This window comes from Synechococcus sp. L2F (genome assembly GCF_024345695.1).
In the GTDB taxonomy this organism is placed as follows: Bacteria; Cyanobacteriota; Cyanobacteriia; order PCC-6307; family Cyanobiaceae; genus MW101C3.
Genome location: NZ_JAGQBP010000008.1, coordinates 13,862 through 37,165, shown reverse-complemented (window position 1 = coordinate 37,165; position 23,304 = coordinate 13,862). Strand labels below are relative to the sequence as shown.

General features: G+C 67.4%; 27 protein-coding genes. 13 read left to right on the top strand and 14 right to left on the bottom strand.

What is annotated here, in order from left to right; all coding sequences use genetic code 11:
• Nucleotides 1-11: 11 nt before the first annotated feature.
• The 3 genes from KBZ19_RS14730 to KBZ19_RS14720 all read left to right on the top strand — a co-directional run bounded on the left by KBZ19_RS14730 (nt 12) and on the right by KBZ19_RS14720 (nt 4,417).
• Nucleotides 12-1,613, top strand: a complete 1,602-nt coding sequence (locus KBZ19_RS14730) for an iron uptake porin (protein ID WP_255101468.1) — start codon at nt 12-14, stop codon at nt 1,611-1,613.
• A gap of 286 nt (nt 1,614-1,899) precedes the next feature.
• On the top strand, nt 1,900-3,600 hold the full coding sequence (locus tag KBZ19_RS14725; protein WP_255101467.1) for an iron uptake porin: 1,701 nt from the start codon (nt 1,900-1,902) through the stop codon (nt 3,598-3,600).
• 121 nt (nt 3,601-3,721) lie between these two features.
• Nucleotides 3,722-4,417: a J domain-containing protein gene (locus KBZ19_RS14720; RefSeq protein ID WP_094514838.1), complete on the top strand. Its 696-nt coding sequence runs from the start codon at nt 3,722-3,724 to the stop codon at nt 4,415-4,417.
• A gap of 23 nt (nt 4,418-4,440) precedes the next feature.
• On the opposite strand, the gene ndhO is transcribed toward KBZ19_RS14720, so the two are convergent.
• A complete protein-coding gene (ndhO, locus tag KBZ19_RS14715; protein ID WP_094514834.1) occupies nt 4,441-4,683 on the bottom strand; it encodes an NAD(P)H-quinone oxidoreductase subunit O in 243 nt (80 codons plus the stop codon).
• Nucleotides 4,684-4,780: 97 nt separating this feature from the next.
• Between ndhO and KBZ19_RS14710 the strand changes: the two genes are divergently transcribed.
• A complete protein-coding gene (locus KBZ19_RS14710; protein ID WP_255101466.1) occupies nt 4,781-5,728 on the top strand; it encodes a TIGR01777 family oxidoreductase in 948 nt (315 codons plus the stop codon).
• Here the strand turns inward: KBZ19_RS14710 and KBZ19_RS14705 are convergent.
• The 4 genes from KBZ19_RS14705 to KBZ19_RS14690 form a co-directional block, all read right to left on the bottom strand.
• Entirely contained in the window at nt 5,664-5,942 is a 279-nt protein-coding gene (locus tag KBZ19_RS14705) for a hypothetical protein (protein WP_255101465.1), read from the bottom strand. The genes KBZ19_RS14710 and KBZ19_RS14705 overlap by 65 nt on opposite strands.
• Nucleotides 5,935-7,143, bottom strand: a complete 1,209-nt coding sequence (locus tag KBZ19_RS14700; RefSeq protein ID WP_255101464.1) for a lipid-A-disaccharide synthase-related protein — start codon at nt 7,141-7,143, stop codon at nt 5,935-5,937. Before KBZ19_RS14700 ends, KBZ19_RS14705 begins: the two co-directional genes overlap by 8 nt.
• A 23-nt stretch (nt 7,144-7,166) precedes the next feature.
• On the bottom strand, nt 7,167-7,592 hold the full coding sequence (locus KBZ19_RS14695; protein WP_399220423.1) for a hypothetical protein: 426 nt from the start codon (nt 7,590-7,592) through the stop codon (nt 7,167-7,169).
• Nucleotides 7,593-7,732: 140 nt separating this feature from the next.
• Complete coding sequence (locus KBZ19_RS14690; protein ID WP_255101462.1) at nt 7,733-8,137, bottom strand: iron-sulfur cluster assembly accessory protein; 405 nt, start codon at nt 8,135-8,137, stop codon at nt 7,733-7,735.
• Between the two features lie 172 nt (nt 8,138-8,309).
• Here KBZ19_RS14690 and zds point away from each other — a divergent pair, with 172 nt between their 5' ends.
• From zds to KBZ19_RS14675, 3 genes are read left to right on the top strand one after another with little or no spacing between them, the layout of a single operon-like run.
• A complete protein-coding gene (gene zds / locus KBZ19_RS14685) occupies nt 8,310-9,815 on the top strand; it encodes a 9,9'-di-cis-zeta-carotene desaturase (protein ID WP_094514819.1) in 1,506 nt (501 codons plus the stop codon).
• 5 nt (nt 9,816-9,820) lie between these two features.
• Nucleotides 9,821-10,270, top strand: coding sequence for an SRPBCC family protein (locus tag KBZ19_RS14680; RefSeq protein ID WP_255101460.1), 450 nt, complete (start codon nt 9,821-9,823; stop codon nt 10,268-10,270).
• A 40-nt stretch (nt 10,271-10,310) separates the two neighbouring features.
• Nucleotides 10,311-10,895, top strand: coding sequence for a hypothetical protein (locus KBZ19_RS14675; RefSeq protein WP_255101459.1), 585 nt, complete (start codon nt 10,311-10,313; stop codon nt 10,893-10,895).
• Here the strand turns inward: KBZ19_RS14675 and KBZ19_RS14670 are convergent.
• The 5 genes from KBZ19_RS14670 to KBZ19_RS14650 are packed head-to-tail and all read right to left on the bottom strand — an operon-like array spanning nt 10,882 to nt 15,262.
• Nucleotides 10,882-11,691 carry a uroporphyrinogen-III synthase gene (locus tag KBZ19_RS14670; protein WP_094514813.1) on the bottom strand — a complete coding sequence of 270 codons (810 nt, stop codon included), beginning with the start codon at nt 11,689-11,691 and terminating at the stop codon, nt 10,882-10,884. The genes KBZ19_RS14675 and KBZ19_RS14670 overlap by 14 nt on opposite strands.
• Nucleotides 11,692-11,721: 30 nt before the next feature.
• A complete protein-coding gene (locus KBZ19_RS14665) occupies nt 11,722-12,915 on the bottom strand; it encodes a glycosyltransferase (protein ID WP_094514811.1) in 1,194 nt (397 codons plus the stop codon).
• A gap of 49 nt (nt 12,916-12,964) precedes the next feature.
• Nucleotides 12,965-14,647 carry a glycoside hydrolase family 3 N-terminal domain-containing protein gene (locus tag KBZ19_RS14660; protein ID WP_399220415.1) on the bottom strand — a complete coding sequence of 561 codons (1,683 nt, stop codon included), beginning with the start codon at nt 14,645-14,647 and terminating at the stop codon, nt 12,965-12,967.
• Nucleotides 14,604-15,053 (bottom strand): 30S ribosome-binding factor RbfA, encoded by a 450-nt coding sequence (gene rbfA / locus KBZ19_RS14655; protein ID WP_255101456.1) that lies wholly within the window; start codon nt 15,051-15,053, stop codon nt 14,604-14,606. Before rbfA ends, KBZ19_RS14660 begins: the two co-directional genes overlap by 44 nt.
• A gap of 2 nt (nt 15,054-15,055) precedes the next feature.
• Complete coding sequence (locus KBZ19_RS14650; protein ID WP_094514805.1) at nt 15,056-15,262, bottom strand: DUF751 family protein; 207 nt, start codon at nt 15,260-15,262, stop codon at nt 15,056-15,058.
• A gap of 168 nt (nt 15,263-15,430) precedes the next feature.
• On the opposite strand from KBZ19_RS14650, the gene KBZ19_RS14645 reads away from it, so the two are divergent.
• Nucleotides 15,431-16,189: a glutathione S-transferase family protein gene (locus KBZ19_RS14645; protein WP_094514803.1), complete on the top strand. Its 759-nt coding sequence runs from the start codon at nt 15,431-15,433 to the stop codon at nt 16,187-16,189.
• Here KBZ19_RS14645 and KBZ19_RS14640 read toward each other — a convergent pair.
• The gene (locus KBZ19_RS14640; RefSeq protein WP_255101453.1) at nt 16,149-16,961 is read right to left on the bottom strand and encodes a DUF6816 family protein; all 813 of its coding nucleotides are present in this window, start codon (nt 16,959-16,961) and stop codon (nt 16,149-16,151) included. The genes KBZ19_RS14645 and KBZ19_RS14640 overlap by 41 nt on opposite strands.
• On the opposite strand from KBZ19_RS14640, the gene KBZ19_RS14635 reads away from it, so the two are divergent.
• A complete protein-coding gene (locus KBZ19_RS14635; protein WP_255101452.1) occupies nt 16,960-17,229 on the top strand; it encodes a chlororespiratory reduction protein 7 in 270 nt (89 codons plus the stop codon). The two genes, KBZ19_RS14640 and KBZ19_RS14635, sit on opposite strands and share 2 nt — an antisense overlap.
• A gap of 10 nt (nt 17,230-17,239) precedes the next feature.
• On the opposite strand, the gene KBZ19_RS14630 is transcribed toward KBZ19_RS14635, so the two are convergent.
• On the bottom strand, nt 17,240-17,854 hold the full coding sequence (locus KBZ19_RS14630; protein ID WP_255101451.1) for a shikimate kinase: 615 nt from the start codon (nt 17,852-17,854) through the stop codon (nt 17,240-17,242).
• Nucleotides 17,855-17,916: 62 nt separating this feature from the next.
• Here KBZ19_RS14630 and KBZ19_RS14625 point away from each other — a divergent pair, with 62 nt between their 5' ends.
• The gene (locus tag KBZ19_RS14625; RefSeq protein WP_255101450.1) at nt 17,917-18,840 is read left to right on the top strand and encodes a 6-carboxytetrahydropterin synthase; all 924 of its coding nucleotides are present in this window, start codon (nt 17,917-17,919) and stop codon (nt 18,838-18,840) included.
• Between the two features lie 38 nt (nt 18,841-18,878).
• Complete coding sequence (locus KBZ19_RS14620) at nt 18,879-19,538, top strand: dihydrofolate reductase family protein (RefSeq protein ID WP_255101448.1); 660 nt, start codon at nt 18,879-18,881, stop codon at nt 19,536-19,538.
• On the opposite strand, the gene KBZ19_RS14615 is transcribed toward KBZ19_RS14620, so the two are convergent.
• Nucleotides 19,523-19,972 carry a hypothetical protein gene (locus KBZ19_RS14615; protein WP_255101446.1) on the bottom strand — a complete coding sequence of 150 codons (450 nt, stop codon included), beginning with the start codon at nt 19,970-19,972 and terminating at the stop codon, nt 19,523-19,525. The genes KBZ19_RS14620 and KBZ19_RS14615 overlap by 16 nt on opposite strands.
• Nucleotides 19,973-20,028: 56 nt before the next feature.
• On the opposite strand from KBZ19_RS14615, the gene KBZ19_RS14610 reads away from it, so the two are divergent.
• Together KBZ19_RS14610 and KBZ19_RS14605 are read left to right on the top strand one after the other, a co-directional pair.
• Nucleotides 20,029-21,207 (top strand): GNAT family N-acetyltransferase, encoded by a 1,179-nt coding sequence (locus KBZ19_RS14610; RefSeq protein ID WP_094514779.1) that lies wholly within the window; start codon nt 20,029-20,031, stop codon nt 21,205-21,207.
• A 16-nt stretch (nt 21,208-21,223) separates the two neighbouring features.
• Nucleotides 21,224-21,607, top strand: a complete 384-nt coding sequence (locus KBZ19_RS14605) for a DUF4346 domain-containing protein (RefSeq protein ID WP_094514774.1) — start codon at nt 21,224-21,226, stop codon at nt 21,605-21,607.
• 26 nt (nt 21,608-21,633) lie between these two features.
• On the opposite strand, the gene KBZ19_RS14600 is transcribed toward KBZ19_RS14605, so the two are convergent.
• Nucleotides 21,634-23,238 carry a B12-binding domain-containing radical SAM protein gene (locus tag KBZ19_RS14600; RefSeq protein ID WP_255101443.1) on the bottom strand — a complete coding sequence of 535 codons (1,605 nt, stop codon included), beginning with the start codon at nt 23,236-23,238 and terminating at the stop codon, nt 21,634-21,636.
• Nucleotides 23,239-23,304 lie beyond the last annotated feature (66 nt).

Below are 23,304 nucleotides of genomic sequence, written 5' to 3'. Positions count from 1 at the left end.
GTGAGGACACAATGAAACTCTTCCAGCAACTGCTGCTGGCACCTGCCGCTCTGGGGCTTCTCTCCCCGATGGCCGTGTCTGCTGCAGAGCTCAACCTCGACGGCGTCAACCAGTACGCCTCTGAGGAGCAAGTCACCAGCATCAACCAGTTCTCCGACGTTCAGCCCACTGAGTGGGCCTACCAGGCGCTCTCGAACCTGATCGAGCGCTACGGCTGCGTCGCTGGCTATCCCGACGGCACCTTCCGCGGCAAGAAAGCCCTCAGCCGCTGGGAAGCCGCTGCTCTGCTCAACGCCTGCCTCGACCGCATCACCGAGGTGACCGACGAGCTGCGCCGCCTGCTCAAGGAATTCGAAGCTGAACTGGCCGTGCTCAAGGGCCGGGTTGATGGCCTCGAAGCCAAAGTCGGCGAGCTGGAAGCCAGCCAGTTCTCCACCACCACCAAGCTGAACGGTAAGGCCACCTTCGTGGTCGGCGCCAACTCCTACAGCGGCTCCAGCGACGGTCTTGTGGACGCAGCCCGCGCTCTGCAAGGCGCCACGGCCTTCAACTACGACATCCAGCTCAACTTCGATACCAGCTTCACCGGCAAGGACCTGCTGCGCACCCGCCTGCGCGCCGGCAACTTTGCTGACGGCCCCTGGGCCGGCGGTCCGGTCGTTGGCCTGAACGCTCTTGAAGCTGCCTTCGAGGAGAACTGCGGCTCCGGCGCTGATTGCGGCGACGTGGTCGCGATCAACCGCCTCTTCTATCAATTCCCCATCGGCACCGGCTTCACCGCCACCGTTGGTGGCCGTGTCCGTCAGGACGACATGCTGGCCGTCTGGCCCAGCGTGTACCCCGCTGACACCGTCCTCGACATCTTCACCTACGCCGGTGCTCCTGGCGCTTACAGCCTGAACCTGGGTGCAGGTGCCGGTCTGTGGTGGAAGAGCGGTGGCTGGACCATCAGCGCCAACTACGTCTCTGCCAACGGTGACGTGGGCAACCCGAGCGAAGGTGGCATCGGCACCTCTGGCGCAGCCCAAACGGGTACTGCCCAGATTGCTTACACCCAGCCCAACTGGGGCCTGGCTGTGGCCTACGTCTACACCACCCCTGAGGGTGGTCAGGCTGGCCTCTACAGCGGCAATGGCACCCCTCTGGCCGTCACCGGCTTCGGGCTCTCCACCTCGGTGAGCTCGGTGGGCATCAGCGGTTACTGGCAGCCCTCCAACTCCGGCTGGATCCCTTCGATCAGCGCCGGTTGGGGCATCAACGGCCACAGCGCTGACTCTGCTTCCGCCGGTTCTCTCGAGAGTGTGATCGACGGTGCTCAGACCCAGTCTTGGTACGTCGGTCTTCAGTGGAGCGATGTGTTCATCAAGGGCAACTCCCTCGGTATGGCCGTCGGTCAGCCCACCTTCCTCACGAAGTCGGGCGACAACGACACCCTGTCACCCAATGACGGCAACTATGCCTGGGAGTGGTGGTACAAGTTCCAGGTCACCGATAACATCAGCGTGACTCCTGCGATCTACTACCTGAGCGCTCCTCTCGGTCAAGATCAGAAGTTCAACAACGAATCGTTCAGCAACTTCGGCGGTATCGTCAAGACCACCTTCAAGTTCTGATTCTGCCTTCCTTCACTTGAATCGTCTCCTCTGAGCCCCTCACACATTGCTCAGGCGACTACGTCGATTCAAGTGAACCTTGACGAAGCATTCAGTTCTTTCGCCCCGCCATCTGGTGGGGCTTTTTGTTGGCTGGATTCCAGGCTGGGCCCCACTTCAGGGGAGGCATGGAATGTCGCCTGGAATACATGCTCGGGTAGCTCAAGCCAGGCTATACGCGTTGTCAGTTCATACAATTTGCAGGCTTCACTACAGAAGCATCCCCTCAATTGGTGTGAGGACTCTCATGAATCGCATTCAGCACTTGTTGCTGGCTCCTGCCGCTCTTGGCCTGCTCGCCCCCGTGGCAGCTTCGGCCTCAGAGCTGAACATGGATGGCGTCAATCGCTATGCCAATGTCAAGGAACAGGTCACCAGCATCAATCAGTTTTCTGATGTTCAGCCCACCGAGTGGGCCTATCAGGCGCTCTCGAACCTGATCGAGCGCTACGGCTGCGTCGCTGGCTATCCCGACGGCACCTTCCGCGGCAAGCAGGCCCTCAGCCGCTGGGAAGCCGCCGCTCTGCTCAATGCCTGCCTCGATCGCATCACCGAGGTGACCGACGAGCTGCGCCGCCTGCTCAAGGAATTCGAAGCCGAACTGGCCGTTCTCAAGGGCCGGGTGGATGGCCTCGAAGCCAAAGTGGGTGAGCTGGAAGCTACCCAGTTCTCCACCACCACCAAGCTCCAGGGTCAGGCCACCTTCGTGCTGGGTGCTGTCAACGCCGGTGGCAACAGCACGAGTGGGCGCTTCAGGACATCCTCAATCACCAGTGGAAATGACAGCGAGAACTACAACGCTCGCTTCGGTGCTACCTCGTTCAACTATGACGTTCGCCTGAACTTAATCACCAGCTTCACGGGCAAAGATCAGCTCTATACCCGCCTGCGCTCCGGCAACTTCAACAACGCCTTTAATGGCAACGGTCTCAACCTCACCGCTCTGGACATCGCCAGCAACGGCTTTGGTCAGACGAGCTGCACCGGCAACCGGAACTGCTCCGATGTGGTCGGCATCGACCGTCTCTGGTATCGCTTCCCTGTTGGTCGCGACGTAGCGATCACCGTTGGTCCCAAGGCCCGGAACACCGAAATGCTGGCGGTCACCCCGTCGGTGTACGGCAAGGGCGACAAGATCCTTGATCTCTTCACCCTTCACGGTGCTCCCGGCGTCTACAACAAGGCCACTGGCGCTGCTGCTGCTATCACCTGGCGGCAGAACGTTCCCAAGGGCAAAGGTCGCTTCAGCGCCGGCGCCAGCTATGTGGCGCAGCAGGGTGATTCGGGCACTTCGTTCGATGGCAACCCCTTCAGCTGCTCCAGCGATGAAGGTGGTATCGGCACCGATTGCGCCCGCGGCAACTTCCTCGCCCAGCTGAACTACACCACCCCACAGTGGAACATCTCAGCGGCTTACCGCTACGGCCAACAGGCCACCAACTTCCGTCGCGGCACCAACTTCGCCGCTTCCAACAGCTGGTTCCTGGCCAACGGTGATTCCAACAGCGTGGCAGTCAACGCCTATTGGCAGCCCAAGAAGAGCGGTTTCATCCCCTCCATCAGCATTGGTTGGGGTCTCAACAGCCTCTCCGGCAACGAGACCCAAGCCAGCGGCGTTGAGTTCGCTACCCCCTTCGTGAGCGAGTCGCAAAGCTGGTTCGTCGGCCTGGAATGGTCTGATGTGTTCGCCAAGGGCAACGCCGCCGGTATGGCGGTGGGTCAGCCGGTGTTCGCCACCCAGCTGAAGTCCGGCACGACCTCGGGCCTGGAAACCACCCCGAACGACGGCAACTTCGTCTGGGAATGGTGGTACAAGTTCCAGGTGACCGACAACATCTCCGTCACCCCGGCGATCTTCTACCTCAGCCGCCCGCTCGGCCAGCAAACCGGCGCCGACCAGAACTTCAACGTGTTCGGCGGCCTCGTGCAGACCACCTTCCGTTTCTGAAGACCGGCACTCGGTTCAACCTGCCCTCACACACCACCTCACGGCCTCCCGGAAACGGGGGGCCTTTTTTCGCGTTTCCGCCCTCGGCGTGGAGATGATGGCTCCGCTACCGGGCTGTTGGATGGCCGCTTCCCCCACCTCCGCAAACCCTTATGCCGTGCTCGGCGTTGGCGTTCAGGCCAGCGCGGCGGAGATCAAGGCGGCTTATCGCCAGTTGGTGAAGCAGCACCATCCCGATGCGGGAGGCGATGCGGCCACGATCGTGGCGCTCAATGCCGCCTGGGAGGTGCTGGGAGACCATGAGCGTCGCCGGCTTTACGACAGCACCCACAGCCCGGCCCTCGGGGATGGAGGGCCGCCGCCAGCGCGAGGTGCGCGTGTGCAGACCCCAGCCGCAGGCAGCAGGGGTGCGGCCCGTGACGGGGAGTTGCTGGTGTGGCTGCAACGGGTGTATGCGCCGATCGATCGTCTGCTGGGGCAGGTGATCCTGGCCTTCCCGGGTGAGCTGCGCGCCCTCGCGGCCGATCCCTACGACGACGTGCTGATGGAGGCGTTCTGCGCCTTCCTGGAGCAAAGCAAGGCCAAGCTCGACAGAGTACAGATGCTCTACAGGTCCATGGCCTGCCCGTCGGCGGCCAAGGGTTTTGGCCTCAGCCTCTACCACTGCCTGAGCCAGGTGGAAGATGCCTTGGCGGAACTGGAGCGCTACACGCTCGGCTACGTGGACAGCTACCTCCACGACGGTCGCGAGATGCTACGGGAGGCCAAGCAACGCCGCTCCCTCATGAAGGAGGAGCGGCGCCGGCTGGATCTCTGAACCGGCTGGATCTCTGAAACGGTTCAGCAGGCTTCGAGCTGATCGAGCCGCAGCCATACGTCGGGAACAGGCAGGCGCCAGCGCAGTTGGGCGTAATCGCCTTTCACGGCGAGCACTTCGCCGGGACCCTCGAACAGGTAGGCCGGTGGCTGGGGATCGCTGGCCGCCGCTTCCAGGCTGCTGGCATAGCGCGCCGCGCTCACCTTGACCAGGCTGCCTTTCTTGATCGGTGCGGGCTTCGTCGGTGCGGGTGCAGTGTCAGCCATCACGACAGTGATCGATGCGCGCAGGTTAGTGCCCCTCTTCGGTCGCCTTTGCCACCGGTGCCAGCCCTACCGTTGATCAACGTGCGTCCTCCCTGCTGTGCGGCTGTTTCTGCTCGGATGTACCGGCTTCATCGGTCGTGAACTGGTGCCCCTGCTGCAGCGGGAAGGGCACAGCTGCACGCTGCTCAGCCGTCAGCCGGCCAGCGCCAGCGCCAGCGCCAGTGGCCTAGGGCCTCCGGATGTGGCCCGGCTGCAGGGGGATCCTGCCGAGCCGGCCACCTGGAGGCGCCCCGAAGTGCTCGAGGCTCTGGCGGCTGCCGAAGGGGTGGTGAACCTGGCCGGTGAGCCGATCGCCGACCACCGCTGGACCCCGCAACACCTCCAGCGCCTGCTCGACAGCAGGCTGGTGACCACCACAGAGCTGGTTGAGGCCATGGGCCATCTGGGCACCCCGCCCCGAGTGCTGGTGAACGGTTCAGCCGTGGGCTACTACGGCACCAGCCCGAGCGGTAGTTTCACCGAAGCCTCACCACCGGCGGCTGATTTCCTCGGCCAGCTCTGCGCCCAGTGGGAGGCAGCGGCTGATCGAGCCGCAGTGGGCATCCGCGTGGTGAAGTTGCGCATCGGCATCGTGCTCGGCGCTGGCGGCGGCGCCCTCGGCAAGATGCTGCCGGTGTTCCGCACCGGCTTCGGGGGGCCCGTGGGTTCGGGCCGCCAATGGATGAGCTGGATCGAGCGCACCGACCTCTGCCGGTTGATCGCCGCCGCCCTGGTGGACCCGGCCTATGTGGGGGCTTACAACGCCGTGGCGCCCACGCCGGTGACCATGCAGTCGTTCGCCACCAGCCTCGGGGACGTGCTGGGTCGCCCGAGCCTGCTGCCGGTGCCCGCCCCGGTTCTGCAGCTCATGCTCGGCGATGGCGCCAAGGTGGTGCTGGAGGGCCAGCATGTGGTGCCCGAACGCCTGCAGCAGCAGGGATTCAGCTTCCAGTATCCGGATGTTGCCGCTGCGCTCGCCGCTGCCACCAGCCCAGGATCCCGCTGAGCACGGCCGCCGCCATCAGCAGCCCGATCGCCGGGGTGAACAGGGGCTCCCACAGCAGCTGAAACAGCTTCAGGGGGGCGTCGACGCTGCGGCTGTGCAGGGCGATCGCCAGGCCGAACCACACTGCTCCGGCGATCACCAGAAACACATTGGCCACCAGGAGGCTGTCGAGCCAGCCCTTCAGGCGAACGCTCAGGGATTGCGGCTCAGACATCGCTTAACACCGCATGGATCTCTCGGGCCATCCTGGCAGCGCCCCCGGGACCCCCGATGCGCTCGTGGCCATTGCGGCGACAGCGTTCTGAAAAGGCTGGATCCGCAAGAGCGGTGAGCAGGCCGGTGGCCAGTTCCGCCGTGCCGGCCAGGCTGTCTTCCGAACCGGGCTCGCCATCGCTGCAGGCCAGGGACGAGCCCAGCAGCCGGCGTTGCGCCTCGGCGAAGCTGACCGTGAATTGCGGTCCGTGGCCCACCAGCTGCAGCACCGGTTTGCCCAGACCCACGGCCTGTTCGGCTGCCGTGCCTGTCATCGAGAGCAGCAGATCGCTCTGCTGAACCACCGCCGCGAAGCCTCCCCATACCAGGTGCAGCACGAGCGGGCCCCGTTCCAGCCGATCGCCCTGCAGGGTCCACCCCAGCGGGGCGGCGCAGCGGCCCACCAGCTCCCGGTGAAGATCCTTCACCAGCGCCGCCACCAGCTCCAGCCGCTGCTGTTGCTGCCAGGACGGCGGCAGCCGCATCAGCACTTTCAGCATGAGCTCCAGATTGCGCAGCGCTTCCGGCAGCCGGCTTCCAGGTAGAAGCCCCAGCAGCCTGGCCCCGGAGCTGCTGTGCGGCTCCAACGGCTGCAGCGGGGGCGCTGGCTCCCGCGCCCGGTCCAGGAAGGGGTTGCCGAGGAAGTGCACCGGGCGGCCCAGCTGGGCCGTGAGGTCAGTGGCGGTGAGGCTATCGCGGCTGTACACCCGCTGGAAGCGGCCGCTGCGCAAGCACCAGCCGCAGGGCCAAGGCAGGCGCAGACGCCCTTCGTAATGGCTGGAGTAGGCCACCAGATAGGTGACCACCGGCCGGCAGCTCAGCCAGGCCGCCACCACCGGCAGCACATCGCCGATCACCACGACCAGATCGAAGTGCCGCGCCTGGCAGAGGAAAAGGGCAAGGCGCCTGAGCACGTAGCTCACCTGCCCCTGCAGCAATTCCGTGAGGCGGCCCGCCAGGCTTGTGTAGCCCAGCCCGCCGGTGCTGTAGGTGCGGGTGCGGCCCAGCACCTGTATCCCCGCCTGCCGGTAAGCGTTCCCGTGGCCCACCAGGGGCAGCGCCGCCACTTCGGCCCCGTGCGCCACCAGTTCCTGGCCGATCAGGCTGCCGCTGAGATCTTCCCCATGCCCATTGCTGATCAGCAGGACGCGTTTCGGGACCATGGCTGGGGCCGGCACCGTCCCGATCACCCCTTCAGCCAGGCGTTGACTTTCTCCAGCGAGGTCCAACCGGGCCGACGGTGCAGGCCATCGGCGATCGATTCCTGCAGCTCCTCACCCAGCTCCGGAGCCACCGCCGTGACCCTGAGCACCATGTCGATGTGCTCGCGCACGCCTTTGGCGCCGGTTTCGAGCATGGCCACCGAAAGGTTCACGCGCGACTGAGGATCCTGCGGATTGAGCTTCACGGCCGTACGCGCCGACCGCAGCGCCGCCACGGGCTGATCGTCGAGCAGCTGCAGCCAGGCCAGGCAGGTCCAGCCTGCGGCCAGCCGTGGGGCGGCGGCCGTGATCGCCTGGAACTCGGGGATCAGCTCGGCGGGCTCGGCACCTTCCTGATAGCGGCGGATGGCCTGCTCGAAGGCGGATTCGGTGGAAGCGTCCGTGGCCATCGTGGACACTGCGGCGAGGTAGAGCCCCTCAGATTCCCACGGCATGGAGCAGTGGCTCAGCTCCGCAGGAGGCCTGCAGGTCGTGGTGCCGGAGGTCGGTTCAGAGTGCTGGGGTCAGGCCGTGCCATCAAGCCGCTGGCTCAGACCGCGAAGGAGCTGCCGCAGCCACAGGTCTGGCTGGCGTTGGGGTTCGTGAAGTTGAAGCCACCACCGATCAGAGCGGAGCTGAAATCCAGCTGCATGCCATAGATGTACAGAAGGCTCTTTGGATCACACACCACGCGGAAGCTGGGGGCTCCATTGGGTTCGTAGGTATACACCTCATCGTCGGCGCGGATGCCGGCGGCTTCGATGAAATCCATGGTGTAGCTCATGCCGCTGCAGCCACCGGAGCGCACGCCCACCCGCAGCAGCTTCTCCTCACCCTGTTGCCGCATCAACGTGGCCAGCTGCAGCATGGCCGGGGCGGTGATCAGGATCCCCTTGCCATCGCGGCCGGTGTGGGTGAGGGGAGCGGCTGGGGCCGCTGGGGTGGAGCTGGTCATGGGCGGAGCCTGGGGGAAAGGGAAACGTCGTGCGATCACTCTATGGAGGGTGGCCGGTTTTCGAAGCCACGTCCCGCTGACGCCCGGGCCGCCGCAGCCCTGGCGGGAGCGGCCATCCGAACGCCGCCGCCCACTCCGGCTCCATAGAGTCGCCGGGTACGGGAGGTCAAGGGTGCGGGTCGCCATCGTGGGTTCGGGTCTGGCCGGTCTGGCGGCTGCAGTGGATCTCTGCGACGCCGGCCATCAGGTGGACCTCTACGAGGCGCGGGCTTTCGTGGGCGGCAAGGTGGGCAGCTGGGAAGACGCGGGTGGCAACCACATCGAGATGGGGCTGCACGTGTTCTTCTTCAACTACGCCAACCTCTTCGCCTTGATGCGCAAGGTGGGGGCCTTCGAGAACCTGCTGCCCAAGGAGCACACCCATCTGTTCGTCAACAAGGGCGGCGACCTCCGCGCGCTCGATTTCCGTTTCCCCGTAGGGGCTCCCTTCAACGGCCTCAAGGCCTTCTTCACCACACCCCAGCTCGACTGGATCGACAAGCTGCGCAACGCCCTGGCCCTGGGCACCAGCCCGATCGTGCGGGGCCTGGTGGATCCCGACGGTGCCATGGGGGTGATCCGGGCACTGGATCGCATGAGCTTCCGCGACTGGTTCGTCGGCCATGGCGGCAGCCCGAAGAGCATCGAGCGGATGTGGGATCCGATCGCCTACGCGCTCGGTTTCATCGACTGCGCCTCGATCTCGGCCCGGTGCATGCTCACCATCTTTCTGATGTTCGCCACCCGCACCGAGGCCTCCAAGCTCAACCTGCTGAAGGGCTCGCCGCACCGTTGGCTGCATCAGCCGATCCTCGACTACATCGTTGCCCGCGGCGCCAGGCTCCACCTGCGTCACCGGGTGCTGGAGCTCTGCACCAGCGACGGAGCCAACGCTGAGGGGCAGAACAGCCCTGCCACGGCGGCGCCGCAGGTCACGGGTCTGCGGTTGGGCACGCCCGAGGGAGAGATCCACGTGGAAGCCGATGCCTACCTGGCCGCCTGCGATGTGCCGGGCATCCAGAAACTGCTGCCCAGCGCCTGGCGCCGCTACGAGCAGTTCGACAACATCTACAGGCTGGAGGCCGTGCCGGTGGCCACCGTGCAGCTGCGCTACGACGGCTGGGTGACCGAACTGGGGGACGGCGAAGCCCAGACTGCCGCCCGCTCCGATCTTCAGCACCCCAGCGGGCTGAACAACCTGCTTTACACCGCAGACGCCGACTTCAGCTGCTTCGCCGATCTGGCCCTGGCCAGCCCTGCCGACTACCGCCGCGAAGGCCAGGGCTCCCTGCTGCAGTGCGTGCTCACTCCGGGAGATCCCTGGATCGCCAAGAGCAACGAGACGATCGTGGCGGCCGTCGATGCCCAGGTGCGGGAGTTGTTTCCGTCCGCCAGCCAACTCACGCTGCTGTGGAGCAATGTGGTCAAACTGGCCCAATCGCTCTACCGGGAGGCTCCTGGCATGGAACCGTTCAGGCCTGAGCAACGCACGCCGGTGAGCAACTTCTTCCTGGCCGGCAGCTACACCAAGCAGGATTACATCGATTCGATGGAGGGGGCCACCATGAGCGGTCGCCTGGCAGCCGGGGTGATTCTTGGTCAGCCGGTGGCGATGGCGTCCATCGGCGCGGCGGCCTGACGATCATGGGCCGTTGGCTGGAGCACAGCGTCACCACGGAGATCAAGGCCCCGGTGCAGCGGGTCTGGGAGGTGTGGAGTGATTTGGAGGCCATGCCCCGCTGGATGCGCTGGATCGAGTCGGTGGTCACCCTCGACGATCCGGACATCACCGATTGGACCCTGGCAGCCCAGGGCTTCCGCTTCCACTGGAAGGCCCGCATCTCCCAGCGTGTCGAGGCCCAGCAACTGCACTGGGAATCGGTGGGGGGGCTTCCCACAAAAGGCGCCGTTCGCTTTTATCCTCAGGGCGATTCGCTCACTGTCGTCAGACTGACGGTGAGCTACGAACTCCCTGGGGTGCTCGCACCACTGATGGAGCCTTCCATCCTTGGCGGCATCGTCACCAAGGAATTGCAGGCCAATCTCGATCGCTTCAGGGATCTTGTTGAGCGTGGAAACGATGGCCAGTCCTGATCAGCTTTCCGCTTCCGGTCCCTGCTTCGGGGCTTGCCGTTTGTCCAATAAGCCTGGAAAGACGTTCCTGGCTTCGGCAGCCCTGCTGCTGCTTTCCAGCCTGATGGGGTGCGGCGGCGCCCCCGAGGCGAGTGCGCCGCCTCCGCCGCCTCCCGCCCCGGCACCAGCGGCCCAACCCGCCGATGCCGCAGCCGCCCCTGGTGCTGCGGCCGCTCCCACGGCCGGAGCAGGCGTACTCGCCGGCCTCACCCCCCTGCCCAGCAGGCAACAGGTGCTGGCGGCTGCTCCAGCCGATCGCGCTGATCCCTTCGCCCCGGTGATCCGGCCCCGGCCCACGGGAGCGGCCGCTGCTGCCGGCGGCGATCCCTCCCGGCCGGCCGCTCCGGCGCCCCTGCGCCTCCCCGATGATTTTCGCTTCAGCGGCGTGATTGACATTTCGGGTGTGCCCCAGGCCCTGGTTCAGCGCTCTGAACAGAGCGGCACCGTGGTGGTCGGTGACCAAGGCGGTCGCTCCACGCGCCTTCTTCCCAACGGCTGGGTTGTCACCTCCATCGATGTCCAGAACGGCAGCCTGCGCATGCGGCAGGGCAAGCAGACGATCAGCGCAGCGCTCAGGCCCTCCTGAACGGTCCGCTGATCCCTGCCACGCAGGCGCGCACCAGCCCCTGAAGGTCATGGGGGTCAGCTTCCGCATCGACCCGGCCCAGCAGCTCCAGGCAGCGGGCACTGGTCTGCGGACCGATCGAGATCAGGGCGACCCCCTCCAGAACCTCCTGCCACGCGTCGCCGAAGCTGTGCTGCAGCAGAGCGCAGGTGTGCTGGACGGTCTTGCCGCTGCTGAACGTGAGGGCATCCACCTGGCCGGCCCGCAGGGCGGCTGCCGTCGCCAGGGGCAGTTCCTGCGGACAGCGCGATTCGTAGGCCGGTACCTCGACCACGCGGGCGCCGGCGGCGGCAAAGGCGTCGCCCAGGATGGTGCGGCCGCCGCTTTGCACCCTTGGCAGCAGCAGCCGCAAGCCCCAGCCTGAAACGGGGAAATGCTCGATCAGGCTGTCGGCCACGAAGGCCGGCGGCACGAAATCGGCCGGGGTACCGAGCCGTTCCAGCCGGCTGGCTGTTGAGGCCCCCACGGCGGCGATCTTCACGCCCCGGGGCCGGTCCGCCAGGTTGCTGCCGATCCGCTCCAGCCGCGCCTCCACCGCCTCCACGCCGTTGGCGCTGGAGAACACCAGCCAATGGAAGTCTTCGAGTTCGGCCAGGGCGTCGTCCAGGGGGCCCCAACTGTCTGGTGGGCCGATCACCAGCGCCGGCAGGTCGAGCACCCGGGCGCCGGCTGCCTCGAACAACCGGCGTGCTTCACCCAGCTGGCTGGCCGCGCGGGTGACGACCACGCAGCGCTGCTGCAGCGGCGGCGACGTCATGGGCGGCGGTGTCAGCGGCTCCGGCACGGCTCAGCCCTCCAGCTTCACGATGGCGCCGGCCTGCTGACGCAGCCGGTCGGCTTCTTCAGCGCGGCCCTGCTGGCGCAACAGGCTGATGGCTGTGCGGAAACTGCCGCGTGCCGCCTCGATGTTGCCACCCAGCAGCTGGGCGGCTGCCAGGTTCTGGTGGGTTTCGGCGTGGTCAGGGGCGAGCTGGCGGGCCGCCTCGTAGGCCTCCAGGGCACCGGCGATGTCTCCCTGGCGCCGGCGGACCAGACCAAGGTTGTACCAACCCAGCGCCACCTCGGGACACAGTCGCACCGCCGCGTCACAGAGACGGTTGGCCTCCTCCAGCGCACCGCGTTGCACCAGAAGGGCAGCAAGGTTCAGCCGCGCCGCCAGGCTGAGGCGGGGGTTGAGGCCGAGGGCCAGGGCCTCCTGGTAGAGCTGCTCGGACCGCGCCGGTGTGGTGCTGGCGTGGCCGATGCCCAGATGCAGCAGCAGCTCGTAGCGCTCCACGCGGGCCGAGGCGGGGCAGTGGGCGAGGGCCGCCTCCAGCAGGGCGAGGCCCCGCTCCCGGTTCCCTTCACTGATCTCCAGGCCGCCCAGTTTGGCGCTGGCATAGGGATCGTTGGGCGTCGCGATCAGCTCCTGCTCCATCGCCTGGCGCAGGCGCTCTGCCTTGCGGCCGGCCAGCAGCAGATCGGGGCGGTAGCCGTCATGCACCAGGCAGGGCTGGGAGCAATCGGCGATGCGCCAGTGGGGTTCGGCCGTCAGCACCGCCGCCACGCTGTCGTCGACCATCGCGTGATACGCCTTGCTCCAGCGGATGCCTGGATGGCGGCGGAACAGGCGGCTCACGTTCGAATAGGGCGACTGCCGGGCGCCCCGCTCGTAGCGCAGCAGGTTGATCAGCAGCACGTCCGGCTGGGCCATCAGCGCCTTGAGGGCCGGCCGCGCTTCCGGCAGCAGCTGCTCATCGGCGTCCAGCACCAGCACCCAGTCGCCCTGCACCAGTTCCAGGGCCGCGTTGCGCGCCGGGGCGAAGTCGCCCGGCCAGGGCAGCGCATGCACGGTCGCCCCCTGCTGCCGGGCGATGGCCACCGTGTCGTCGCTGGAGCCGGTGTCCACCACCACCATCTCCTGCACGAAGCCCGCCACCGAGTCGAGGCAGGCCGCCAGCCGCTCGGCCTCGTCCCGCACGATCATCGACAGGCTGAGCATGGGAGCGGCTCGGGTCTGGGGGCGAGGCTAGTGCCCCTCCCTTACGGGTTCAGTCGGTGAAGCCCCCCTCCAGGGCGCTTCGCGGCAGGCCCAACTGCTCCAGCAGCTGGGCCTGGGCCAGGGGTATCTGGGCCAGGCTCAAGCCGGCCGGGAGGTCGGGCGGCAGCAGCGGCTGCAGAGTTTCCCAGAGGTAGGGGCTGCCGTAGACCGCCAGGCCTGCCAGGCGGGAGGCCGCCAGCAGTTGCCGCAACACGGCGGCCCAGTTTTCCTCGCCGCCTGCGCTGCCCCGGAAGGGATTGCCCCGCACGAACAGCTGGAGCAGCACCGGCCCCTGGGGCAGCCGCTCGATCGCCAGCGGCGCTTCCGGGTCGGCGCGCCAGGGACTCGGGGCGCGGCCATCAATCAGCACCGGCGCGTAGCCCTTGCCCAGCGGGCGCTGCAGCGCCGGCGCCAGTACGGGCAGGAAGGGATTGGCCAGGGCGCTGTCGACCCGGATCAGGTTGACACCGGGCCCCGGCGGCAGGCCGCTGGGCCCCTGGCTGCCGGTGCTGAGCTGCACCAGCTCTCGGCTGAGCTCCAGATCCTCTGCCGTTTCCAGTTGAGCCACCGCGTGGGCGAGCTGCAGCAGGGGCCTGGCTGCCATCGGGTTGTCAGCGGCTGAGGCCGGCGGGCGCAGGCGGGCCAGTGCGGCGTCACGCCGGCGCAGGCTCTGCGTGAGTCGCGCCAGGCTGATCCGGCCACTGCTGAGGGCTGCCACCAGCGCATCGATCGCGGTGTGGGCATCGGCCGGCATGAGCAGCAGGTCGGCTCCGGCTTCAAAGGCCAGCACTGCCGCTTCCCCCGCTCCCCAGCGCGCCGCGATCGCCTCCATCACCAGGGCGTCGGTCACCACCAGACCACCGAAGCCGAGATCCACGCGCAGCAGGCCCTCCAGCACCCGGGCCGAGAGGGTGGCGGGACGCTCGGGGTCCAGGTCGCTCAGCTGGAGGTGCGCGGTCATCACCGCGCCCACACCGGCGGCGATGGCGGCGCGGAAGGGCGGCAGCTCGATCGCCTCCAACCGCTGGCGGTCGTGGGGGAGCACCGGCAGAGCCAGGTGCGAATCCACCAGGGTGTCGCCGTGGCCGGGGAAGTGCTTGGCACAGCAGAGCACTCCTTCCGCCTGCGCCGCCGCCACAAAGGCGGCGGCCAGGGCTCCTGCCGTGGCTGGATCCTCCCCCCAGGCCCGCACGTTGATCACCGGATTGGCGCGATTGTTGTTGACATCGCAGACGGGGGCCAGCAGCCAGTTCAGGCCCAGGGCGCGCGCCTGGCGGGCTGTGCAGCGGCCATAGCGGCCAGCCAGCAGCAGCGCCTGCTCCGGGGCGCTGGCGAACAGGCGACCGAGTGCCAGGGGAGGAACCAGCCAGGTGGCGCCCTCGAACCGCTGCCCGACCCCCTCTTCCACATCGGCGCAGAGCAGGAGGGGATGGCGGGCCCAGCCGCTGAGCTGCTCGGTGCGCAGGCGCAGTTCCGCGGCGCTGCCGCCCAGCAGGATCACGCCGCCCACACCGGCGGCAAGCAGGTCCTGCAGCTCGCCGTTGGGAAGCTCCCAGCGGGGATAGCGGCGCTGGCCGTCGCTGAGATGGCCGCTGCCGCGCACCACCAGCAGGCGGGCGACCTGCTCCCGCAGGCCGGGGGAAGGGGCCTCAGTCACCCCGGTCGTCGGCGTCGCTGCCGCCGGACACCGCATCGCCGCTGATCGGTTCCTGATCGCTGCCTGGGGGCACCTCGCCCCGCCGCTCCCGTTCGCGTCCCAGTTCATTGAGCAGACCGAGCACTGCGGTGCCCCGCTCCAGGCCCCGGTCGAGATGGAACACCACCTCAGGCGTGCGGCGCATCTTCAGGCGACGGCCCAGCTCGCCTTTCACGTAGGCGCTGGCGGAGCGCAGGCCCTCCATGGCTTGTTCGCGATCGGCGTCGCTGCCGTAGATGCTCACGAAGATCTTGCAGTGCTGAAGATCGCCGGCCACGTCCACATTGGTGACGCTCACCATGCCCAGCGACACCCGCTCGTCCTTGATGCCGTTCACGAGCAGCTCGCTGATCTCACGCCGGATCAGAGCTGCGACCCGCTCGACCCGTCGGGTCTGTGCCATTGCTAAGCCAGTGGTGCTGAGCCAACCATCGCACGCAGCACCAGCGAAAGGCTCACCAGCCCACTCACCAGCGCCCCCACCAGCGCCACGGCGGTGACCGGGTTGCTGCGCCGCCGGGCCAGCGGTTCAAGCACCGAGTTGAACACCCCGAGGCTGAAGGCGATCAGATAACGCGGGTAGCGCGTGACGTTGAGGAAGAACTCTTTCATTGGGCAGGCCTTGGAACGATGGTGAGGAGCAGGGGGCGCGGGGTGCGGGGCAGTGAGGCGCGGGCCTGGGCCTGGCTCAGGGGGGTGCTGAAGCCGAAGCCGACGCACCCATCTGCACGCGGGTCTCGTTTCGATGGCTACTCTGCCGCCACCGGGTCAGGGCCGCCGATGCTGGAACTTCACCAGTTCAGACATTCCGCCTTCTGCGAGAAGGTGCGGCTGATTCTGGCCGCCAAACGGCTGGACTACACCGTGGTCGAGGTCACGCCGGGCTTCGGCCAGCTGGCCCTGTTCCGCCTCTCTGGCCAGCGCCAGGTGCCGGTGCTGGTGGACGGCACTGAGGTGATTGCCGATTCCTCCGCGATCGCTCTGCATCTGGAGGCCCACTACCCCACGCCCTCACTGCTGCCGGTGGACCCCCGCGCCCGCGCCCAGGTGCTGCTGCTCGAAGACTGGGCCGATACGGCGCTGGCGGCCGGAGGCCGCATGGCCCTGCTGCAGGCGATGGGCACCGACAGCGTGGTGCGTGGCGCCCTGTTGCCCGACGCCACCCCGGCTCCCCTGCGCTCCCTGCTGGGTGCCCTGCCGACGGATCTGTTCGCCGGCGTCGGCGAGGTGATGGGCCGCTCGGAGCGCCAGCAACTGCAGACCAACCTTGAGCAACTGGCGGCGCTGGTGAGCCGCCACCCTTACCTGATCGGCGATCAGCTCTCGCTGGCCGATCTGGCGGTGGCGGCCCAGTTGTCGTTGCTGCTGTTTCCCGCCAGCGCCGGTGCGCCACTGGCGGGCCGCGGCGTCGCCGGTGTGGCGGACCATCCCCTGCTGGAAGGGCTGTTCCGCTGGCGTGACGCCATCTACGCCGAGGTGGGGCGGCAGCCTGAACCGGTCAACTCACCTGACCCTCAGACGCCGGCAGCGGCGTCGTAGGAATCCGCTGCAGATCCAGGCTGAAGCGGTGGGTGCTGAGCGGCACGGCCGCCAGCCCGTCCTCCGGCGAGGGGTAGGTGGCCTGCCACTGCAGCGCGTGTAAGCGGTCAGGCTGGCCGCCCCCTGCGCTGCTCGCGGTGCCGCTGGGCGCTGGGCTGAGCTCCTTCCTGGCGGGCGCTGGCTTTGGCATGAGCGCAGCCAGCTCGTAGCGGGTGAGGGTTTCCACCCGGCTGATCCGGGTGCCGCCGGGGCTATGCACCACCTGCAGGGCCAGCTCATCGGCGATGAAACGGTCGCCAGCTGCCGCCTCGGTCCGCCGCCCCACCACCGTGGATTCCAGTGACAGATCGCCGCGCAGAGTGGCGAGCTGCCGGTTGGGGTTGGCCGGGTCGTTGGCCACGGTCAGCAACTGGGGTCCCAGCAGCGCCTTGCCAACCTGGGCGGCATTGAAGGCCCGATCCCCCACCAGCTCGCCGCGCCGGTTGCGCGCGAAGCGCACCCGATACGTCAGTGGAGCAGTGCTGCCGGGCGCCACCTCCTCGCTGCGCACCTCCCACGTGCCTTCAAAGACGTCGGGGTACACCAGGTCGCGGCGGCCGGGGCGCGGCAACGGCGCCGGCAGGTTCCAGTCGGGCCACATGGCCAGCCGTTCCGCCAGCACTCCACCCCCGGCAGGGTTCAAACCCGTCCCCGCGTCCAGCCCCAAGGCAGCACCCGGGGGCCAGATCGCCAGCAGCACCGCCAGGATGGGGCCCATCAGTGCGGCTGCCATGTCCGATCCCCTGCTGCGCGAACTCGATCATTACGTGGTGCTGGAGCCGTACGTTGCGGAAACCTGTCTCACGGCTGCTGAAACGCTGCGTTGGCTGGAGACCACCCTGGCCGCCATGGCCACACCACCGGCCGAGCTCGCCCACCTGCCCAGTGATGCGGCCCGCGCCCAGCGCCTGCTCGACACCGCCTGCGAGCTGGAGGTGGAGCCGGGCGTGGCTGTGCAATGGTTCGCGGTGCGGCTGGAGGCACCCAGCCGCCCGGACTGAGTCCCCCGGTTCAGGAGGCCGGATCTGACGGACCCTCAGGTGCTTCTGGCGGCAGCGGCGGCTCCTTGAGCACAGCGGGAAGGGCCGCCAGCAGCTGGTCGGCCACGGCCTGCGGCGCGCGGCCGTCCTGCAGCACCTGCAGATCGGCCTCGGCATAGAGCGGCCGGCGCTGCTGCAGCAACTCCCGCAGCCGAGCGCCTGAATCCAGGCTCTGCATCAGCGGGCGGGGGGTGGGATCGGCGGCGAGCCTCTCCAGCAGCAGTCCTTCAGGGGCATCGAGCCACACCACCACGCCTTGCCGCAGCTGTCCCCAGTTGGCCGGCCTTGTGACCACCCCACCGCCGGTGGCCACCACCAGCGAGTGCCAGCTGGCGATGCTGCCGAGCACCTGCGTTTCCAGCTGTCTGAACCCTTCTTCTCCATCGGTTTCGAACATCGCGGCGATCGAGCGTCCGGCCGCTGCCTCGATCACCTGGTCGGCGTCGATGAAGCGGTAGCCGAGCGCTTCGGCCAGGGGCCGGCCGACGGAACTCTTGCCCGCCCCCATCATCCCGATCAGGTAGATGTTCATGCCGCTGAGCCGTTTCCTCAGGGCCTGGTGCGGATGCGCAGGGGCGGCGGACATGGTGGGGAGATGGAACGATGCAGGGAGGAGATCCCTAGGATGACTCCTGAGGCTTTCCGGTGATGACGGCACCTGCCACCAGATCCCAGCGCCATGGCCGCGGCCGCGGCTGCGTGATCACCCGCAGGGCCACCTTCAGTGCCAGCCATCTGTATTCGCTGCCTGAACTCACGCCCGAGCAGAACCAGGAGCGCTTCGGCCGCTGCAGCCTGGCTCCCGGCCATGGCCACAACTACGAATTGATCGTGGCGATGGCTGGCCCGCTCGATGGTGACGGCATGGTGCTCAACCTCTCCGAGGTCAAGCACGCCATCCGGCGTGAAGTCACCGATGCGCTCGATTTCCGGTTCCTCAACGCGTGCTGGCCGGAGTTCGATCTGCGCCGGCCCGAGGGCCGCCTGCCCACCACCGAAGCCCTCTGCCAGGTGATCTGGCAGCGGCTGGCTCCCCACCTCCCCGTGGTGGGTCTGCGCCTCTACGAGCAATCCAACCTCTGGGCCGATGTCCTCGGCGATTCCATGGAAGCCTTCCTCTCGATCCGCACCCACTTCGCCGCAGCCCACCGTCTGGCCCGGCCAGAGCTCTCGATGGCTGAAAACGAAGCCATCTACGGCAAGTGCGCCCGCCCGCACGGCCATGGCCACAACTACCTGCTCGACATCACCGTGCGCGGCGCGATCGATCCCCGCACCGGCATGGTCTGCGATCTGGCCGAGCTGCAGCGGTTGGTGAATGACCTGGTGGTGGAGCCCTTCGACCACACCTTCCTCAACAAGGATGTGCCCCATTTCGCCGACTGCGTGCCCACCGCCGAGAACATCGCGCTGCACATCGCCGATCTGCTGAGCGCTCCCGTTTCCGCCACCGGTGCCACGCTCCACAAGGTGCGGCTGCAGGAGAGCCCCAACAACGCTGCCGAGGTCTATGCCGAGGTGCCGCAGCTGGAGATGCGCCCGCTGGCGCTCGAAGCCCTCGCCTGCGCCTGAGCCACTCCGCCGCCACCCTCCCGCTGCCCCAGCTGCGGTTGGTGCTGGCGATCAGCCTTGATGGCCGCCTGGCTCCCGCCGGCGGCGGTGCTGCCCAGCTCGGCGGTTCCGGCGATCGCGCCGTGCTGGAAGAGTCCCTCGCCTGGGCTGATGGCTGCCTGATCGGAGCCCGCACCTTGCGTGTGCACGGCAGCACCTGTCTGATCCGCGAGCCTGGCTTGCTGGCCCGGCGCGCCGCCCAGGGCCGTTCACCGCAGCCGCTGGCCGTGGTGGCGAGCCGCAGCGGCCAGCTCGAGCCCGCGTTGCCGTTTTTCAGCCAGCCGCTGAGCCGTTGGCTGCTGCAGGCCGCCGGCCCAGCTCAGCCGCTGCCGCTGTTACCTGCCGGCTTTGAGCGCCGGCTGCAGCTGGATCACTGGCCCGCCTGTCTGGCGGAGCTGCGCGCCCTGGGGCTGGAGCGTCTGGTGCTGCTCGGGGGTGCCGAACTGGCGGGAGCCTTGCTGGCTGCCCAGCTGGTGGACGAGCTGCACCTCACCCTGTGCCCGCTCCTGCTGGGCGGGACCCACAGCTGGCTGCCGGCGTCGGCGCTCGCCGCGGCTTCGGCCTGGGAGCTGCTGGAGCACCGCGACCTCGGTGGCGGGGAACTGCTGCTGCGCTACCGGCGCACAGATCCCCTGGCCCCCCGTCAGGGGGAACCCTGAGAGCTGAAGCGGCGCCCGAGATCTTCCAGCGACACATCCTTCAGGCTCTCGGGCGGCAGGCCCAGCAGCTTGGCGGCGCAGCGCTTCGCCACCACCTCGCTGTCGTCGCCGAAGCGGCCGCCCACCATTTCGGTGATCACGCCGAGGGTGCGACCGGTGGCTTCCGATTCCCGGATCAGGCAGGTGCTCACGGGCCCCGCCAGCTGGCGGCAGGGTTGGCGCAGGCTCTGCTCCAGCCTGGTCTCGCCCCCTGCGCCCAGGCGCACACACAAATCGGCCAGTCGGTTCTCCAGCTGGGGACGCATCAGCAGCAGCAGGGGTTGCAGCAGGCTCGCCTGCGCCGGCTGGCCGCTGCCAGCGGTGGCAACGAGCAGGCCCAGCCCCAACAGCCTGGCCAGGGGATGACCCTTGAGGGTTCGGTGGCGCACCGTCATCCGGCTCCTGTGGTTAGTTTTGCGTCCGGCGCGATGCACGAGCGTGGTCCGGCGGCATGGCTGAACTTGAGACCCGCTGGCACCCCTCCACGGCCGGGCTCAGCGAAATCCAGTGGCAGGAACTCTGCGGCGCTGCCGGGATCCCGTTCTTCAGCTGGCGCTGGCTGCATGGTCTGGAGGCCTCCGGCAGCATCGTTCCCCGTCAAGGATGGCAACCCTGCCACCTGGGGGTGTGGCGCGGCGACGCGCTGGTGGCCCTGGCGCCGCTCTACCTGAAGGGCCACAGCTACGGGGAGTTCGTTTTCGATCAATCCTTCGCGCAGCTCGCAGGACAGATGGGCCTGCGCTACTACCCCAAGCTGGTGGGGATGAGCCCGGTGAGCCCGGTGCAGGGGTACCGCTTTCACATGGCCCCCGGCGAAGACGAGGCCGCGCTCACCCGCCTGATGCTCGAGGAGATCGATCACTTCTGCCGGGAGCAGCGGCTGTTGAGCTGCAACCTGCTGTACGTCGATCCGAGCTGGCAACCGCTGGCGGAGGCCGCTGGCTGGGCTACCTGGCTCAACCAGCAGAGCCTCTGGAGCAACCCCGGTTTCGCCAGCTTCGACGACTATCTGCTCGGCTTCAATGCCAACCAGCGGCGCAACATCCGCCGTGAGCGCCGCGCCGTTGCAGACGCCGGCCTCACGGTGAGCCCACTGGTGGGGGAGGAGATCCCGGCAGTGATGCTGGCGCGCATGCATGGCTTCTATGAGCAGCACTGCGCCCGCTGGGGGGCCTGGGGCAGCAAATACCTCACCGAGGAGTTCTTCCGCTACGCGGCCGAACACCTCCGCCACGACCTTGTCCTGTTCAGCGCCCACCGCGGCGATCCGCTGGTGCCGGTGGCGATGTCCCTGTGCGTGCGCAGTCAGGAAGGGCTGTGGGGCCGCTACTGGGGCAGCAACGAGGAGATCGAGAACCTGCACTTCGATGTCTGCTACTACGCCCCGATCGAGTGGGCGATCGGTCAGGGTCTGCGCTGGTTCGATCCCGGTGCGGGCGGCAGCCACAAGCGCCGCCGCGGCTTCGTGGCTCAGCCGCGGGCCAGCCTGCACCGCTGGAGCGACCCCCGCTTCGACCGCCTCGTGCGCCAGTGGCTGCCGCAGGCCAACGCCCAGCTGCTGGAGGAGATCGAAGCCGTCAACGCGGAGCTGCCGTTCTGTCGGCGGGAGTTGCCCCTGGCAGCGGCCTGATTCCTACGATCAGCCGATGAACACTCTCCTCAGCGAGCGTGACAGCCTCGATGAACGGCTGTCGCAGCGCTCCATCGCCCTCGATCCCGCCGGCTACTTCCTGATCAAGGTGGATGCCGTGGCCGGTGAGTTGGTGGCCGAGCACTACAGCAACGGCATCGATGATCGCGGCCTCGCCACCGACCCCGACACCGGTGAGGTGCTGAGCTGCCGCGGCAACGGGTCACGCACGCCAGTGGCCACCTACCGGGGCCGGAGCGCCAAGGAACTCGGCATCCGGCTCACTGAAAGCACGGAACCGTTGCCGCTCAGTCGCCTCGACCACGCCCTCTATATCGGGCGCGAACTGCAGAAGGCGGAAGCCTGCCTCCACAGCGGGCTTCCGTATGTTCAGGATTGAAGCCCTGGGGGGAAGCCTGCCGGAGTTCAGGCGGGCTGCAGCTCCTTCTCCACGCTGGTGGCGGGAGGGAGTTCGGGCGGCAGTGTCTTGAGCTGCTCCTGGATCTCCATCGTCACCACGCTGCGATATTCCAGGAAGTGCTCGTTGTGGGCCAGCACCACCAGGAACTGCTCAAGCTGGCTCGGATTGCGACGGGCGATGTCGAGCATGTAGCGCCAGAAGCGGGTGCGGGTGTTGCGCCTGATGCCTTGCCTCCACACCACGATGCTCAGGGCGCGCACGTCACTCATGGCGGGAAGTTTGGGCAACCCTGTCGACGGTCGCAGGAACTGATGCCAGCGCGGCGCCCCTACCTTGAGGTAGTAGCTGTGCACCCGGTCCATGTAGGCATTGGGCTCGTAGAGCGCGCAGAACGCATCGACGTATTCATTGGCGATGTCACGGATCGGCCGGGTGGGCAGGAAGTTGAGCAGGTTTGTCTGGTTCACGCCCTTGGCGGCGGCTTTGTCCTGAATCAGACGGCCTTCCTTCTCCAGCCGGTGCCACAGCCCGGTGTTCGGCAGGGCCTGGAGCATGCCCATCATCGCGGCGGGGATACCGGTGCGAGTCACGAACTCCACGATGCGCTGGCCGGCACCGGTCTTTTCACCATCGAAACCGATGATGAAGCCAGCCATCACCCGGATGCCATACGAGGTGATCCTGTCGACGGACTCCTCCAGGGAACTCCGGGTGTTCTGGAGTTTTCGCGCCGTTTCAAGGCTGGCTTCGTCCGGTGTTTCGATGCCCAGGAACACGCTGTCGAAGCGGCTCTCCGCCATCATCTGCATCATCTCCTCGTCGGAGGCGAGATCGACAGAGGCTTCAGTGGCAAAGCTGAAGGGATAGTCGTGTTCGATCTGCCACTGCTTGAGTGCAGGCAGCAACAATTTGGCGTTGCGTTTGTTGCCGATGAAGTTGTCATCCACCAGGAAGATCGAACGCCGCCAGCCCAGGTCGTAGAGGAACTGAAGTTCGGCGATCAGTTGTTCCGGGGTCTTGGTGCGTGGCTTGCGCCCATACAGCACGATGATGTCGCAGAACTCGCATTGGAATGGGCAGCCCCGCGAGAACTGCACCGACATGGAGTCGTAAGCATCCAGCTCAAGCAGGTCAAAGCGCGGGATCGGCGTGCCGGTCACATCCGGCTTCTCGCCGTTGGAGCTGAACCGGCCACTGGAGGCGCCGCTTTCGATCGCCTCGATGAACATCGGCAGGGTGATCTCCCCCTCGTCAAGCACCTTGAAGTCGGCGAGATCGAGCTCAGGTGCATCGGGTGTGGAGCTGGCGAAGGGGCCGCCCACGGCCACCGGCAGGCCCCGCTGCTTGGCTTTGGCAATCTGGGTGGCCATGTCGGCCTTCTGCACGATCATCCCCGAGATGATCACCAGCTCGGCCCAGGCCCACTCCGCCTCGGTCACCTCGCGCACGTTGCGGTCGGCCAGCTTGAACTCCCAGTGCTGCGGCAACAGGGCCGCGACAGTCACCATGCCGAGTGGGGGAAGCAGAACCTTCCGATTGACGAGCTCGAGGATCTTCTCGTAGCTCCAGAAGGTCTTGGGAAATTCCGGGTAGATGAGCAGGGCGCGCATGCCGTTCCGGGTGAGGGGGAGACACGAAACCCACGCCGCTGGAGGCGGCAGGGAACTGCCGTGAGT

What these genes read in the sequence shown, in the direction of transcription:
- KBZ19_RS14730 (WP_255101468.1), top strand. Translation starts at nt 12, where the DNA reads ATGAAACTCTTCCAGCAACTGCTGCTGGCACCTGCCGCTCTGGGGCTT.
- KBZ19_RS14725 (WP_255101467.1), top strand. Translation starts at nt 1,900, where the DNA reads ATGAATCGCATTCAGCACTTGTTGCTGGCTCCTGCCGCTCTTGGCCTG.
- KBZ19_RS14720 (WP_094514838.1), top strand. Translation starts at nt 3,722, where the DNA reads ATGGCCGCTTCCCCCACCTCCGCAAACCCTTATGCCGTGCTCGGCGTT.
- ndhO (WP_094514834.1), bottom strand. Translation starts at nt 4,683, where the DNA reads ATGGCTGACACTGCACCCGCACCGACGAAGCCCGCACCGATCAAGAAA.
- KBZ19_RS14705 (WP_255101465.1), bottom strand. Translation starts at nt 5,942, where the DNA reads ATGTCTGAGCCGCAATCCCTGAGCGTTCGCCTGAAGGGCTGGCTCGAC.
- KBZ19_RS14700 (WP_255101464.1), bottom strand. Translation starts at nt 7,143, where the DNA reads ATGGTCCCGAAACGCGTCCTGCTGATCAGCAATGGGCATGGGGAAGAT.
- KBZ19_RS14695 (WP_399220423.1), bottom strand. Translation starts at nt 7,592, where the DNA reads ATGGCCACGGACGCTTCCACCGAATCCGCCTTCGAGCAGGCCATCCGC.
- KBZ19_RS14690 (WP_255101462.1), bottom strand. Translation starts at nt 8,137, where the DNA reads ATGACCAGCTCCACCCCAGCGGCCCCAGCCGCTCCCCTCACCCACACC.
- KBZ19_RS14680 (WP_255101460.1), top strand. Translation starts at nt 9,821, where the DNA reads ATGGGCCGTTGGCTGGAGCACAGCGTCACCACGGAGATCAAGGCCCCG.
- KBZ19_RS14670 (WP_094514813.1), bottom strand. Translation starts at nt 11,691, where the DNA reads ATGACGTCGCCGCCGCTGCAGCAGCGCTGCGTGGTCGTCACCCGCGCG.
- KBZ19_RS14665 (WP_094514811.1), bottom strand. Translation starts at nt 12,915, where the DNA reads ATGCTCAGCCTGTCGATGATCGTGCGGGACGAGGCCGAGCGGCTGGCG.
- KBZ19_RS14660 (WP_399220415.1), bottom strand. Translation starts at nt 14,647, where the DNA reads ATGCGGTGTCCGGCGGCAGCGACGCCGACGACCGGGGTGACTGAGGCC.
- rbfA (WP_255101456.1), bottom strand. Translation starts at nt 15,053, where the DNA reads ATGGCACAGACCCGACGGGTCGAGCGGGTCGCAGCTCTGATCCGGCGT.
- KBZ19_RS14650 (WP_094514805.1), bottom strand. Translation starts at nt 15,262, where the DNA reads ATGAAAGAGTTCTTCCTCAACGTCACGCGCTACCCGCGTTATCTGATC.
- KBZ19_RS14645 (WP_094514803.1), top strand. Translation starts at nt 15,431, where the DNA reads ATGCTGGAACTTCACCAGTTCAGACATTCCGCCTTCTGCGAGAAGGTG.
- KBZ19_RS14635 (WP_255101452.1), top strand. Translation starts at nt 16,960, where the DNA reads ATGTCCGATCCCCTGCTGCGCGAACTCGATCATTACGTGGTGCTGGAG.
- KBZ19_RS14640 (WP_255101453.1), bottom strand. Translation starts at nt 16,961, where the DNA reads ATGGCAGCCGCACTGATGGGCCCCATCCTGGCGGTGCTGCTGGCGATC.
- KBZ19_RS14630 (WP_255101451.1), bottom strand. Translation starts at nt 17,854, where the DNA reads ATGTCCGCCGCCCCTGCGCATCCGCACCAGGCCCTGAGGAAACGGCTC.
- KBZ19_RS14625 (WP_255101450.1), top strand. Translation starts at nt 17,917, where the DNA reads ATGACGGCACCTGCCACCAGATCCCAGCGCCATGGCCGCGGCCGCGGC.
- KBZ19_RS14615 (WP_255101446.1), bottom strand. Translation starts at nt 19,972, where the DNA reads ATGACGGTGCGCCACCGAACCCTCAAGGGTCATCCCCTGGCCAGGCTG.
- KBZ19_RS14610 (WP_094514779.1), top strand. Translation starts at nt 20,029, where the DNA reads ATGGCTGAACTTGAGACCCGCTGGCACCCCTCCACGGCCGGGCTCAGC.
- KBZ19_RS14605 (WP_094514774.1), top strand. Translation starts at nt 21,224, where the DNA reads ATGAACACTCTCCTCAGCGAGCGTGACAGCCTCGATGAACGGCTGTCG.
- KBZ19_RS14600 (WP_255101443.1), bottom strand. Translation starts at nt 23,238, where the DNA reads ATGCGCGCCCTGCTCATCTACCCGGAATTTCCCAAGACCTTCTGGAGC.